Genomic DNA, 12,892 nt, shown 5'->3' on the forward strand with positions numbered 1-12,892 from the left:
AGACCAGAATGGCGAAGTCAAACCCAGCAGTACCTCGCGCATGCGATCCGTAGTCAGGGGCTCAACGAGACGTTGGAGATCTTGAAGGCTCGCTACGAGGCTCACGCCGCAGTCACAAGGGCGATGGTCGCGGTTCGGCTGTCCAATAGCGACCAGCGGATCCTCCGGCTCGCCGACGATCTTGTGATCGCAACATTCGCGCCGGACGACGTCGCCAATCACCCTGCGAGTCTTCGGGCGACGGCCACCGAGTCTCACAAAGCTCTGCGAGACGCTGCAGCTCGTCACATCCACTCGCGTGCACGGGTGGCTCTCCTCCCGTTCCGTCGTGGGCGCTGAGAGAGTGCGAGTCCGTTCGATGCGGCCGATGCGTCGTAGCCGGAGCAACGCCTGGCCATCTATCGGTGTTCAGAGTGGCCAATCGTGATTGAGTGAAATCCCACGACCTGCGATTCCGTCAGACGGGCTGTCGTCGGCGGTGCGGGCCGGGGCGCCCAGGGTGCGCCCGGCCCACCCCCAGAACTCCCCGCCCGGCTCGGTCTGCACGACCAGGGTCTTCGCGGCGCGGGCGTGGTGGGCGCGCATACGGCGCTCGGCGTCCGGGTCAGGGGGAGGCGAGTACACCAGTGATCTCCCGCAACTGGGCGGCGGTCAGGGAGGGTTGAGTTCAGTCGATCGGCGGCAACGGTCAGAGGCAGTTGGTCACCGTGTCACACCGTCAAAACCTCGCTGTCACCGCTCGCCTCCATTCTTGACAGGGGCATAACAAAGTGCACCACCGGTCCTCCAACGCCTCACGGCACCCCCCCCAGGAGCCCCCTTGAAGAGACCAGTGACCGCAGACACGCCTGCCCCGCGTCCATGCGGGCCCAGTGAGCGGGGAGCGGGGTGCACGGGGTGCTGACAGCGCGTCTCGGGCGACGCGACACTCGCCCTCGGCAGGGCTGGCGCCGATGGCTGATGCTCCTGGTGGTCGGCACCCTGCTCAGCCTTGGACAGACCGCCCTGGCCCCACACGCGAGCGCCGCCGACATCCCCACGCAGGACCAGGTGCGGGCCGCGCTGAAGAGCGCCCCGGGCAGCAACCTGTTCTGGACCGGGCGGGAAGGCTCCTGCGAGAGCGAGAAGGACGGCGTCAAACCGCTCGCCGAGAAGTTCGCGCGCGAGCGCGGACAGGAGACGCTGGAGATGCGTCTCGCGGACGCGGGCCTCAAGATGCCGCCGTTCGACACCCCGGACAACAACGCCAAGGAGATCTGGCGGTTCGCCTCGCTGCCCGAGCTACAGAACAGAGGCAAGGTCAGGTGCATCTGGCAGATCAACGCAGGCGACCTCGCCCACGAGACGCTGATCTGGAACGCGTGGTGGTGGGGCAGCACCTGCAGGAACCAGGTGCACCTGCATAACAAGGCCGCGCTGGGCTGCGTCGCGTTCGACGAGCAGGACATCGAAGAGGGCTTCAGGTGGGCGCACTTCAACGAGGAGAGGCACGACGCCTGGAGCTCTCTGTACGGCTGGTGGTACATCGGCGGGGAACCCTGGTTCGGCAAGCGTGACTCCAGGATCAATCCCGAAGCCTACGGATACCAGTATTCGATCGAACCCGATGACAGCGGTCCCGCGAATCCCAGCTACCACGTGAACCATTCCGACAGGCTCATCGCCTGGTTCCTGCACTCCGATGACAAACGGCCGTACCTCATCCAGATCTACAACTATTCGGGCGGCTACTCGCCGTCGCGGCCCGAACGGTACAACGACGTCTGTAACTTCGAGACGGGGCTCAGGACCACGGACGTGTCCACCTCCACCGAGCAGTGCGGCTCGGCGGACGGCAAGACGTGCAACGTGATGGTTGTCGGCGACTCGATCAGCAACGGGTACGAAGGCGACAACACCTGGCGCTACCGGCTGTGGGAGTGGTCCCGGGACCAGAACTGGCCGGCCCACTTCGTCGGACCGCTGACCGGGACCGAGAAGCAGCAGGACGCCCACGGACCGCAGCCGCCCCCGCTGGTGGAGAACGCCCAGGACCCGCCACCGGCACAGCCCGACCCCGCGCAGTTCACCGGCGCCTACGCCCAGACCGACGACCCGGCCTTCGTGCAGGGCGATTCGGGCCACTACGCCATGTGGGGCCGCACCCTGGGAGCGGACGTGGGCACCATCGAGCTGGTCATGGCCGCGCAGGGCGCCCAGGAACATCTGCCCGACGTGCTCCTGGTCGAACTCGGCTTCAACGACATCGGCTGGCAGGGTGCCGGCGCCGGGCTGGTCGACACCATGAAGAAGTTCGTGGACAACGCCCGCAACGCCAACCCGAACGTGAAGATCGTGCTCGCCAACGTCCCGCAGCGCACCACACTCGGCGACGCCAACCCACGACTCCCACAGCGCACAAGGGACTACAACGCCGCCCTTGCGGCCGCGGCACCCGGCTGGTCCACCCCCGCCTCACCGGTGGTGATCGCCGACATCGACAAGGCGATGAGCTGCGACCCGTCCTCCAAGACCTGCGCCACGGCCTACGACGGCCTGCACCCCAACCCGCTGGGCGAGTACCGCATCGCCTCCGCCTTCGGCACCGCCCTGCACGACGGGTTCGGCATCGGCGCCTCGCAGCCCGAGGCACCGGCGAGCGTCCCCGACCGGCAGGTGACCACACCCACCGGCCTGGTCTTCGACGGCACCAAGCAGGGGGTCACCGTCACCTGGGACAAGATCATGGGCGCGCACAGCTACGACGTCCAGTGGCGCGAAGTGGTCTCCGGCTCCGAGAAGCCCTGGGATACGGCCATCCCGTCGGCCGGGTTCAACCGGTGGGACCTGCCCTGGCAGTTCAGCTTCCAGCCGGTCGACGGCCATCAGTACGAGGTCCGGGTACGGGAGGTCGCGGGCGACGCCGACGACCTGAAATCGGCCTGGTCGGAACCGGTTTCGGGCATCGCCCACCCGACCACGCCCAAGCCGCCGGACAAGGTGACCGCCGCCGTCGCGGGGCCGGGCGAGATCGACGTCAGCTGGACCCCGGTCTACGACGACTCCCTCACCCGCTACGCCGTCTACGTCTACGACACGGACACGCCGTTCGTCTTCGCCAAGGTCTACGGCTACGCCCCGACGGCGAACCCGCTGCGCCGCATCACCGGCCTGCCCCCCGGCCACCACTATCAGGTGTACATGTGCAGCTGGAACGCGTCGGGCGAGGGGATGCCGCACATCGCCGAGGGAACGGTCGTGCCCTGACGGGGCGCCGCCGCCACCGTGAGCGACCGTCTCAGAGATGTGTGACGGTCCCGGCGGAAGGCGTCACGGGCGCGTGCCCGCTACGCGTGAGCGTGCGCCCGTGACTCCGCGCAGGCGTGGTGCGAGGCGGCTCAGTGCAGCGCGATCTCGCCCGCTTGGACGGCACGGAACGCCCGCTCGACGCATTGGCGGTGAAGTCCCGGTTCACCAGGTCCAGCATCGGCTCTGTCGGCATGATGCCGGTGACGGTGACGCGCTGTGCAGTCCCTGCTGCGCGTGGCGTCACGGTCACCGGCATGCTGTGGCGCCGGAAAGGCGCGGCCCGTCTATGCGGCTTGGGTGAGTTCGGCGCGGCCGAACAGCAGCGCGTAGCCGGAGGGGAGCTGGCGCAGGATGCGGGCGATGAGGTCGGGGCCGGCGTAGGCCGCGACGGCGGAGAAGACGGATCCGGTGTCCCAGCGGGTGGTGCCCAGGGACGCGCCGGTGCGGGCGGCGAGGTCCTTGACGAAGGCCCAGCCGCCCAGCGGCTGGGTGTCGGGGATCTGGGCGGTGAGGATACGTGCGGCTTCGAGGGGAGGCGGGCGGCCAGTTCGACGCGTTCGTCACCGGTCAGCTGGCGTCCCAGGCCCGAAAGGACCAGGCGGACGGCTTCCTCGGCCTTCTCACGGGTGGGGTAGGCGCCTTCGTAGCGGACCTTTTCCAGCATCTGCTCATACGCCCTGCCGTAGGGCTGCTGGAGCGGTGCGCGCTGGTCGGACATCACTGCGGTGGTTGCCTTTCTGTCACCAGGGTCGTGGTGGCCGGTGTGCGGCCACCGGGGGTCAGGTGGGCTGGGGGCGGCCGAAGAGGAGGTCGTAGCCCGCGGGGAGCTGGAGCAGGATCTCTCGGACGATCGGCCTCTTTGGCCTCCGCCTGCGCAAGAAGCACCGAACGACGATCCCGGACCGGTCCGCTGCAAAGGCCCCCGACCTGCTCGGCCGTGACTTCATCGCGACCACGATGAACACCAAGTACGTCGGCGACATCACGTATCTCCCACTGGCCGGCGGGAAGTTCTTGTACTTGGCCACGGTCATCGACCTCGCCTCCCGGCGTCTGGCGGGTTGGGCGATCGCCGATCACATGCGCGCCGAGCCCGTCGTCGGCGCCCCGGCCACAGCCCAACGCTGCCGGGGCAGTCTCACCGGTGCCGTCATGCACACCGATCACGGAGCGCAATACACAAGCCGGGCCTTTGCCGAAGCCTGCCGGTAGGCCGGCGTCCGGCAGAGCATGAGCGCGATCGGGAGCTCGGCGGACTGCGCCGCCGCGGAGAGCTTCAACGCGACCTGCAGGCGGGAGACCCTCCAGGGCCGTAGAACCTGGGACAGCGAGCGCGAGGCCCGGCTCGACCTGTTCCGGTGGCTCCACCGCTACAACACCGTCCGCGCTGACGGGGATCTTTGAATCTCCTCACCCTGTGCTGAGAACGGCCCCGGAGTTGCTCGCCTTGATTCCTCAGGCGTGCACGTGCTGATCTGCGGGTTGCCGAACTTGAGGCCTGGCTCTTGGTCGGGTGGCTGGGCGGGCACGAGGGTTGGGACGGGGTGGTCCGGGGGTGGGTGGGTCTCTCTCGTGGGCGGGAACAGGTGGTGTCGGAGCGGCTCAGGGTTCGATGGCGAGGTGTTCGATGAGGTCGTCGCGCAGCGTGAACCGATAGCGGAGATCGATGGTGCCGCCGGGGAAGTTGCCTTCGAGGTGGTGAGTGGCGATGTAGTGGGCCGTGTCGGTCTGCTGGGCGTTCGTGAGGTGGATGGTGTAGGTGAATTCGGTGGCGGATCGGTCCAGCCACCGCTCGATCGCGGCGCTTCCCTGGTAGGTGTTGCCGTCGTCGATCACCGTGGCGTCGTCGGTGAACGTCGTGACCGCGGTGGCGGTGTCGTGGACGCGGTGCGCTGTGAGGTAGCGGGTGATCACCTCGGGCAGGTCGTCCGGGGTGATGGTCCGGGGCTGGTTGTCGTGCATGACGCTCCTGATGGTGGTGGCGGGTTCAGACGGTGGGGGTGGTGCCGCCGTCGATGACGTGTTCGGCGCCGACGATGGCCGAGGCGCGGTCGGAGACCAGGAAGGCGACGAGCTCGGCGACCTCCTCGGGCCGGTTGGGACGGCCGAGCGGGATGCCGCCCAGGGAGTCCATGAGCCGGCCCAGCGCCGCTTCCTGGCTGATGCCGGCGTCGTGGGCGATCCGGGTGACCAGGTTGTCGGCGGCCGAGGTCTGGACGAAGCCGGGCGAGACGGTGTTGACGCGGACGCCGTACGGGGCGACCTGGTTGGCCAGGCCCTTGCTATAGGTGGTCAGGGCGGCCTTGGCGGCGGCGTAGGCCAGGGTGCCGTTCCACAGCGGCATGCGGCGCTGGATCGAGGTGACGTGCACGACCGCGCCCTTGCCCGTGGCGATCATGTGCGGGAGGAGTGCGCGGTCCAGGCGGACGGCGGCAAGCAGATTCGTGTTCAGCTCCCTGGCCCAGTCGTCCTCGCCCAGCGCCGCGAACCCCCCGGCCGGCGCCTCGGAACCGCCGAGGGTGTTGATCAGAATATCGACGCCCCCCGCGCGGGCGGCGACGTGGGCGGCGCCCTGGGCGGTGGACAGGTCGGCGGCGATGAACGTCTTCTCCTCGACGTCGTCGGGGCGGCTGCGGGCGGTGACCAGCACGGTCGCGCCGGCCTCGGCGAGCCGTCGGGCGATCGCGGCTCCGGTGCCCTTGGTGCCGCCGGTGACCAGAGCGCGTCGGCCTTCGAGGGATTCACTGATGGATGTGTTCACGTTGTGCTCCGTTCCCCGGCGCGGGCATACGAGGCACCGCTCCCGTCTCAACTGCTAAAATAGAAGCTACTAACTTCGACATTAGCAGTAACTGAGGGGATGGTCGCCGTGGCGAGCCGCATCAGGCTGGAGGACCGGGAGTGCCCGCTGTCCACGACGGTGGAACACGTCGGCGAGTGGTGGACACTGCTGATCCTCCACGACGCCTTCGACGGCTACACCCGCTTCGACCAGTTCCAGGAGAGCCTGGGCATCTCCTCCAGCATGCTCACCACCCGGCTGAAGACCCTGGTCGCCGACGGTCTGCTGGAGCGCCGGCCCTACCAGACCAGCCCCGTCCGGCACGAGTACGTCCTGACCGAACTCGGGCGCTCCCTGCGCCCGGTGATCGTCGCCCTCGCCGCGTGGGGCAACTCCCGCCTCACGCCGACGGAGCGCAGCATGATCCTCGTCGACGCGCACACCGGCGAGGAAGTCGAGCCCGTCGTCGTCGACGCCAAAACCGGCCGCCGACTCGACGACAGCGCCGCCTACGTCTTCACCGCAGGCCCCGCAGCCAGCGACGCGATGCGCACCCGCTACGCGGCACGGCCGGCCATTCCTGCGGAAGAGGCGTAAGTCCGCCCGGAAAAGCCTCGTACAGCCTTGAGCAGGGCCGCGAGCATGGGCTGCACCTGACCAGCCTCGCGGCACCGGCTTGTCGCCGGCGTAAACCACCGTCGGGCATGACGAGCGGGGCGGCAAGCCACCGCTGCACGTACAACTTCACCCAATCGGCGTCGGTGTGTGCTTCCACTGCCTTGACAAGCAGGTCCCAGGGCACGCCGTCGAAGAACTGAGAGATGTCGAGTTCGATCACCCAGTTCCGTTTCCAGCAGCGCTCCCGGCACTTGGCTACCGCGTCCAAGGCCGACCGTCCAGGCCGGTATCCAAATGAGTCCGGGTGGAATACAGGATCCACCCGGCGCATCAGATGTCGTGCCACCGCGGTCTGCGCCACTCGGTCAGCGACTGCGGGAATTCCGAGCACTCTCATGTGCCGGGGACGGTGCGGCTCAAGGCGTCGTCGGCGCGGCGATCCGGCCGGGATGCCGCGGGGGTCGCGGCCGGGTGTCGGCAGCGTGGGCGTCGTGAGGCGGGGAGGAGGCGCGGGGCTACTTGCCGGGTCGTCCGAGCTGGTGGACGGTCCAGCCCGCTGCGCGCCAGGGTTCGGGGGCGAGGGTGGTGCGGCAGTCGATGAACCGGGGGGTGGCAGGGTGGTTCACGAGGGCCTGGGGGTTGGCCTGCTGGTACTCGGGCCACTCGGTGGCCAGGACGACGAGGTCGGCGCCGTCGAGGGAAGCGGGCAGGTCGTGGGTGTAGTCGAATTCGGGGTTGCGGATCATGGCTGTGGCCACGGCCTGCGGGTCGTGAACGGTGACAGTGGCGCCGGCCTGCTGGAGGGCGTGGGCCAGAGCGAGGGCCGGGGATTCGCGGACGTCGTTGGTGCCGGGCTTGAACGCGGCGCCCCACACGGTGACCCGGGCACCCTTGATGGGGCTGCCTTTCAGGGCGCGGGTGATGAGGCCCAGGGCAACGTCGGTTCGGGACTCGTTGATCTTCTCAGCGGCCCGCAGGAGCATAGCGACGTGTTCAGCGCCGAGCTGCCGGGCGGAGGCGGTGAAGGCGCGGATGTCCTTGGGCAGGCAGCCGCCGCCGTAGCCGATGCCGGGCCTCATGCCGCCGCTGCCGATGCGGAGGTCGATGCCGAGGATGTCCACGATCTGGGAGACGTCGCCGCCTGCGGCCTCGCACATGTCGGCGACAGCGTTGATGTAGCTGATCTTCAGGCCGAGGAAGGTGTTCGCCGCGCCCTTGGCGAGTTCGGCGGTCTGCGGGTCGGTAACGAAGATGGGCACTCCGGAATCGAGGATGGGGGCGCAGACCGTGCGGATCGCCTTCTCGGCCTCGGTGGTGGTGAGACCGGCGATGATGCGGTCCGGGCGCAGGGTCCTGGCCATCGGTGATGACGTGGTGCTTGCTGCCCGGTCGTGCGCGGTCGACCGGGCTGGGACCACTTTTGGGCCCCGGCGGGCCGCCCGCACGTGGGAGGAGTCGATCACCGCCCGCGACCAGTCCAGCTTGTTCTTCGAGCGCAGCTGCTTGAGCAGCACTGCATGCAACTGGTCCCACACACCTGCCTCGTTCCACGCGGCCAGGCGCCACCAGCAGGTCATCCCCGAACCGAGGCCCAGCTCCTGCGGGAGATACTTCCACTGGATCCCGGTGTGCAGCACGAACAGAATCCCGCACAAGGCCTGACGGTCCGGCACCCGCGGTCGGCCCTCGACCGCTTCGGCCCCGCCTCGGGCAGCAACGGCTCGATGAGCGACCACAGTTCATCCGACACGATCCACGGCCGTGACTGACGCTTTCCCACAGCGAGACCAACCAGCGAACGAGTCAACAGTCATATGATCAACCACTTCTGTTAGGGCCAGTAGGAGCCACACTCGGCGCCCCCGGCTGGATGGACCATACGTAGGGACCGGGAGGAACTCGATGGACCGCCCCCGGTCGCACCGGCACGTTGTCAGTCGCTACGGGTAGAACTGCTGCACGCATCACCCCCCTGACACATCACACGACAGGACCAGCAGCCCGAATGAGAACCCAGGACGCCCACCTTGACGAGCTGTACGGCCTCCCTGCCTTCACGTTTCCCTTGCCCGGCGAGACAACAAGGCTGCCCGAACCCGACGCCGTGGCCTGGCGGATCGGCCACGAGAGGTGGCAATCCGAGGAGTTGTGGGTGGAGGCCTTCGGCCGTTTCTGCGCCGAAGTCGACATCACGCGGGTCCGCGCTCTGATCGTCGGCTGCTGGGAGGACCCGGAAGACACCGATCCATCCGAGGTAGTCGAAGCGCTGTTGGCGGTGCATGACCGACTGCCCGCCCTGCGCTCGGAGTTTCTGGGGGACATCACGGACCAGGAGTGTCACATCTCCCGGATCAGTCAGACCGACGTCACACCGTTACTGACCGGCTTCCCCGCACTGGAGGAATTCGGCGTGCGCGCGGGAGAAGGCACCAGCCTGGGAGAAACACTGAGGCTGGAGTTCCCCGCCCTGCGCCACGAAGCGCTGCGCAGGCTGACCGTGGAAAGCAGTGGTCTGCCGGTGAACGTCGTCCGCGGTGTGGGGGCGAGCGAACTGCCCGCGCTGAAGCACCTCGACCTGTGGCTGGGCGGCTCGGATTTCGGAGCCGACTGTGAGGCCGCCGACCTGGAGCCAATCCTGTCCGGTGCCCGGTTGCCCCGCCTGCGGCACCTGGCCCTACGCAACAGCGAGATCCAGGACGAGGTCGCCGCCGCCGTGGCGTCCGCCCCGGTGGTCGCCCAACTCGAGGTGCTCGACCTGTCCATGGGCACCCTGAGTGACGACGGCGCGGCCGCCCTCCTCGACGGCCAGCCGCTGACCCACCTCAAGAAGCTGGACCTGCACCACAACTACCTCAGCGAGCCCGTCCGGCAGCGCATACGCAGGACGCTCGAACCCGCGGGTGTCGCGGTGGACCTCGACCAGGACAACGCCGAGTTGCGCACTATCTGTGTGGGACCACTTAGCTACTGAGCGGACCTTCGCTGACTGGTGGACGAGCGCCACAAGGGAGGGGCCGACCGACAGCCAGCCAGCACCAGGGCTGTGGTGGCTGGTCCGGGGTGGGCGCAGCGCATCGCATCTACTGGCAGCTGCACAGTGCCCAGACCGGGCTCTGCCGGGACTGGGCACTCCGTGCTGGTCCGCGTCTTACGCGGTGGTGCCTGATTCTCCGGCGGCGGCTTGTTCGCCGGCGGTCAGCTCTTCCATCGCTGCAGTGTCGGTGCCGGCAGCCTGCAAGCCGTATCCGCGGTGTACGACCAGGAGCTGGTTCTTGGTGCCGCGCGGGTCGCGGAAGGCGACGACGGCCGGGCCGGCACCGCTGTTGTGACCGGGGAACAGCTGGTCGGAGCTCCACGAGGTACCGCTGCAGGTGGCCCAGTACAGGTTCTGGTCACCGTCTCCGTAGCCGCGGTGGACGCAGTACAGCTTGCTGTCGAAAACAGTCAGGGCCGGACCTTCCAGGCTGTGGTGGGCGGGCAGCGCGGTGTCTGTGCTCCAGGAGCTGCCGTCGTAGGTGGCGTGCCATAGGCGGGCGTCGTTGTCGCAGCCGCGGTGGACGAGGTGGAGCTTGCCGCCGAACTCGGCCATAGCCGGGTTCGCGGCGCTCATGTGGCCCGGCAGCTGGGTGTCGGGGCTCCAGGAGCTGCCGTTGTAGGTGGCGTGGTACAGGCGTTGGTCGCTGCCCGCCCCGCGGTGGACGAGATGGAGTTTGCCGCCGAACTCGGCCAGCGCCGGGCCGCGTGAGCTGTGGTGACCGGGCAGCCGTTCGTCGCGGCTCCACGCGGTGCCGTCGGAGGAGAAGGTATGCCACAGACTGGTGTCGCCGTTACCGCCTCGGTGGACGACGTGAAGCTTGCCGCCGAACTTCGCCACGGCCGGGCCGTCGCTGCTGGCGTGAGCGGGAAACTGCCGGTCCTCGCTCCAGCCCTTGTCGGGGTCGTACGTCGTCCACCACAGGCGCTCGTCGCCGGCGCCGCGGTGCACGCAGTAGAGCCGGCCGTCGAGCTCAGCCAGGGCAGGGTTCGAGGCACTCACATGGGCGCGGAACTTCTGATCCTCGTTCCAGCCGCTCCTCGGCTCGAACACGGTCCACCACAGGTGGGGGTCCTCACCAGGCCCCATCCCGATGGGGATCAGCATCCCCGGCGCAATCCACGGAGAGACGAGCTTGACCCCATGGCCCCTGTTCACCTCGCTGATCCACCGCTCCTTCAGCTCGCAGTACGCCTCCACGACTCTGCCGAATGGCTGCGGAAGGATCTCTCCGGCGACGGCACCGACGAGGGAGGCGATCTGCCCAGCAACGTCGGCCGCCTCGGAGTTGAGGTGGAATTCGAAGCCCCACCACTTCGTGACGGCCCAGACTTCCAGTCCGCGGGCGGCGAGTTCCTTACGCGCCGCCTCGGCCTCATCTACAGCCTGCGGCGACGGCTCAGGCTGACCGGTGCCCGATGGAGCCGTACTGTTCTCTTCCCCAGTCACGAATTCCTCGGTGGCCATCGTGTTCTCTCCTGACTGTCGTGACGGCGGCACGCGGCCACGACAGCCGCCGTCAGGCGTGCCCCGCCGGGCTCCTGCGACGCTGGTGACCCGACCGCCAGTAATCAGCACAGAGTGACATTTCTTGCGCACAGCGTAATCACAGAGAAGGACAGAAGGCTGGTTTAATCTAAAGATCACAGTTTGTCCGAATTTGGCGAGCTGGTGAGGTCCGGAACCTTTCGAGCGGACGGCCCCGCATCATCACGGGCCCGCCGCTCACGGAGCTTCCCCACTCGCTTGAAGGCTTGACCAAATGGGGCGAGGAGTAGCCCTGGCTGTTTGGGATGCGCTGGTGCCACAAACGGCTCGTGAGGTGGCAGCACAACCGCGCAGCGCTGATCCCTGGGATTAGTCAACTTGGCCCGGCCCTAAAGGGACCGGGCTTGGAGGTAGCGCCCAGCTGGCTGCTGGGTAGGCTCCTCCGTCCAGACACCCTCATGGGGTGGCAGGCACGCGTGACTCACGCGCCGCAGTCCACGCGTCCTTGCCCCTGCGGGCGAGGACGCGGGAAGCGTTCCGGTCGGCGTGCGCAACGACGCCGCACGACCGGCATGCGAACTTGGCTTGGGAGGTGCGGTTGAGCCGATCGTCCGCACTCCGCGCACTCCCTTGAGGAGTGGGCGGGGTCCACGAACACGAGCGGGACACCGGCCCGCCGCGCCTTGTAGGCGATGAAGTCTCCGAGCTGGGCGAAGGCCCAGGAGTGGAATGCGACCCGTTGGGCTTGCAAAGCCGTACCCTCTGCCGGATTCCCTTGAGTTCTTCCAGGGAGATCCCAGCAGAGGTGCGTTCAGCCTCGGTCACGATCGCCTTGGCGATGATGTGGTTGGTGTTCTTGACGTGCCGCTGTTCGCGGCGGGAGCTCTTTCAACCGGCGCTTCGCGCTCTTGGTGCGCTTCTTCTGGAGCTTGACGCCCACGCGCCCTACCTCGACAAAGTCGTCAAGAGTGGGCGCCATCCACTCCTCGCCCGAGTCATTCGTGACGCCGAACTTCCCCACGCGGCCGACAGCGCCGAGCACGGCTTCCAACTGGGACTCGAACGACTCCTCGACGGATGGGAGGCCAACCTCCCCATCCGGCCCTGACGATCCGGCAGCGCCAACTGGAGGTTCATCGGCAAACTCCGCACTCCGACGTCGGCCTCAGCGCGCGCCGAACCCCCGACGCAGCACGATTTGTCGGGGTACAAGGTCACGTGGCCCTGGCAAGATGACCCTGTACGCGGACACGATTCCCAGAAACACCCTCTGCCCGGGAAAGATCAAGAACGTGACGCCAGACTGGCCGAAGCATCGGCGGAGCCGGTGGCCAAATACCGCGAACCTCCACGGACGACCTGGCCGCCTTGGACGCCATGCTGGACGAGACGCAGCCGCACAGCATCGTGCGCCGTGACGACCTGAGCGTGCGCACCAGCCGCACCCCCTGGATCGCCCGTCGCCCCTGAGCACCGCATCCGCTGCGGCCCTCGAACCCGACGGTGCGGCCACGCCACGTCGTGGACGCATCCTGGCCGTGCTGGGCCTGGCTCAGCTGATGGTGCTCCTGGACACCACCCAGGGCGGTGCACTGTGTGCGGGTCAGCGGGCGATTGAGATCGCGAAGGGCGTGAATCCGGTGGACCGGATGACGTGGCGGACGAACAGGATCGCGGCTTCT

10 protein-coding genes and 5 pseudogenes are annotated in these 12,892 nt (G+C 68.0%); 5 read left to right on the plus strand and 10 right to left on the minus strand.

Annotated elements, in window-relative coordinates:
- Positions 1-897: 897 nt before the first annotated feature.
- Entirely contained in the window at positions 898-3,246 is a 2,349-nt protein-coding gene (locus ACWGKT_RS44540) for a GDSL-type esterase/lipase family protein (protein ID WP_453278192.1), read from the plus strand.
- A gap of 326 nt (positions 3,247-3,572) precedes the next feature.
- Here ACWGKT_RS44540 and ACWGKT_RS44545 read toward each other — a convergent pair.
- Positions 3,573-4,006, minus strand: a pseudogene (locus ACWGKT_RS44545) (DUF2267 domain-containing protein).
- 61 nt (positions 4,007-4,067) lie between these two features.
- Positions 4,068-4,322 carry a hypothetical protein gene (locus tag ACWGKT_RS44550; RefSeq protein WP_453278203.1) on the minus strand — a complete coding sequence of 85 codons (255 nt, stop codon included), beginning with the start codon at positions 4,320-4,322 and terminating at the stop codon, positions 4,068-4,070.
- Here ACWGKT_RS44550 and ACWGKT_RS44555 point away from each other — a divergent pair.
- Positions 4,246-4,500 (plus strand): DDE-type integrase/transposase/recombinase, encoded by a 255-nt coding sequence (locus ACWGKT_RS44555; protein ID WP_453278193.1) that lies wholly within the window; start codon positions 4,246-4,248, stop codon positions 4,498-4,500. The genes ACWGKT_RS44550 and ACWGKT_RS44555 overlap by 77 nt on opposite strands.
- 15 nt (positions 4,501-4,515) lie before the next feature.
- Positions 4,516-4,692: pseudogene (locus ACWGKT_RS44560) on the plus strand (integrase core domain-containing protein); the annotation flags it as partial.
- Positions 4,693-4,890: 198 nt separating this feature from the next.
- Here ACWGKT_RS44560 and ACWGKT_RS44565 read toward each other — a convergent pair.
- Entirely contained in the window at positions 4,891-5,250 is a 360-nt protein-coding gene (locus ACWGKT_RS44565) for a nuclear transport factor 2 family protein (RefSeq protein WP_153469249.1), read from the minus strand.
- A gap of 25 nt (positions 5,251-5,275) precedes the next feature.
- Complete coding sequence (locus tag ACWGKT_RS44570) at positions 5,276-6,049, minus strand: SDR family oxidoreductase (protein WP_453278194.1); 774 nt, start codon at positions 6,047-6,049, stop codon at positions 5,276-5,278.
- 99 nt (positions 6,050-6,148) lie between these two features.
- Between ACWGKT_RS44570 and ACWGKT_RS44575 the strand changes: the two genes are divergently transcribed.
- Positions 6,149-6,667, plus strand: coding sequence for a winged helix-turn-helix transcriptional regulator (locus ACWGKT_RS44575; protein WP_453278195.1), 519 nt, complete (start codon positions 6,149-6,151; stop codon positions 6,665-6,667).
- On the opposite strand, the gene ACWGKT_RS44580 is transcribed toward ACWGKT_RS44575, so the two are convergent.
- The 3 genes and pseudogenes from ACWGKT_RS44580 to ACWGKT_RS44590 all read right to left on the minus strand — a co-directional run.
- Positions 6,588-7,085: a reverse transcriptase domain-containing protein gene (locus ACWGKT_RS44580; RefSeq protein ID WP_453278196.1), complete on the minus strand. Its 498-nt coding sequence runs from the start codon at positions 7,083-7,085 to the stop codon at positions 6,588-6,590. The genes ACWGKT_RS44575 and ACWGKT_RS44580 overlap by 80 nt on opposite strands.
- 118 nt (positions 7,086-7,203) lie before the next feature.
- Positions 7,204-8,049 carry a nucleotide sugar dehydrogenase gene (locus ACWGKT_RS44585; protein ID WP_453278197.1) on the minus strand — a complete coding sequence of 282 codons (846 nt, stop codon included), beginning with the start codon at positions 8,047-8,049 and terminating at the stop codon, positions 7,204-7,206.
- A pseudogene (locus ACWGKT_RS44590) lies at positions 8,048-8,468 on the minus strand (IS5 family transposase); the annotation flags it as partial. The pseudogene ACWGKT_RS44590 and the gene ACWGKT_RS44585, both read right to left, overlap by 2 nt.
- A gap of 225 nt (positions 8,469-8,693) precedes the next feature.
- On the opposite strand from ACWGKT_RS44590, the gene ACWGKT_RS44595 reads away from it, so the two are divergent.
- Positions 8,694-9,659: an STM4015 family protein gene (locus ACWGKT_RS44595; protein ID WP_453278198.1), complete on the plus strand. Its 966-nt coding sequence runs from the start codon at positions 8,694-8,696 to the stop codon at positions 9,657-9,659.
- Between the two features lie 177 nt (positions 9,660-9,836).
- On the opposite strand, the gene ACWGKT_RS44600 is transcribed toward ACWGKT_RS44595, so the two are convergent.
- The 3 genes and pseudogenes from ACWGKT_RS44600 to ACWGKT_RS44610 form a co-directional block, all read right to left on the minus strand.
- Positions 9,837-11,189 carry a hypothetical protein gene (locus ACWGKT_RS44600; protein WP_453278199.1) on the minus strand — a complete coding sequence of 451 codons (1,353 nt, stop codon included), beginning with the start codon at positions 11,187-11,189 and terminating at the stop codon, positions 9,837-9,839.
- 477 nt (positions 11,190-11,666) lie between these two features.
- Positions 11,667-12,141: pseudogene (locus ACWGKT_RS44605) on the minus strand (RNA-guided endonuclease TnpB family protein); the annotation flags it as partial.
- 672 nt (positions 12,142-12,813) lie between these two features.
- Positions 12,814-12,892: pseudogene (locus ACWGKT_RS44610) on the minus strand (NADPH-dependent F420 reductase); the annotation flags it as partial.

The sequence above is a fragment of the Streptomyces sp. NPDC054794 genome (genome assembly GCF_053611585.1).

Excerpts from the sequence above, each read along its gene's own strand:
- ACWGKT_RS44580 (WP_453278196.1), bottom strand. The coding sequence starts at position 7,085 with ATGAGAGTGCTCGGAATTCCCGCAGTCGCTGACCGAGTGGCGCAGACC.
- ACWGKT_RS44555 (WP_453278193.1), top strand. The coding sequence starts at position 4,246 with ATGAACACCAAGTACGTCGGCGACATCACGTATCTCCCACTGGCCGGC.
- ACWGKT_RS44575 (WP_453278195.1), top strand. The coding sequence starts at position 6,149 with ATGGTCGCCGTGGCGAGCCGCATCAGGCTGGAGGACCGGGAGTGCCCG.
- ACWGKT_RS44585 (WP_453278197.1), bottom strand. The coding sequence starts at position 8,049 with ATGGCCAGGACCCTGCGCCCGGACCGCATCATCGCCGGTCTCACCACC.
- ACWGKT_RS44565 (WP_153469249.1), bottom strand. The coding sequence starts at position 5,250 with ATGCACGACAACCAGCCCCGGACCATCACCCCGGACGACCTGCCCGAG.
- ACWGKT_RS44595 (WP_453278198.1), top strand. The coding sequence starts at position 8,694 with ATGAGAACCCAGGACGCCCACCTTGACGAGCTGTACGGCCTCCCTGCC.
- ACWGKT_RS44600 (WP_453278199.1), bottom strand. The coding sequence starts at position 11,189 with ATGGCCACCGAGGAATTCGTGACTGGGGAAGAGAACAGTACGGCTCCA.
- ACWGKT_RS44550 (WP_453278203.1), bottom strand. The coding sequence starts at position 4,322 with ATGACCGTGGCCAAGTACAAGAACTTCCCGCCGGCCAGTGGGAGATAC.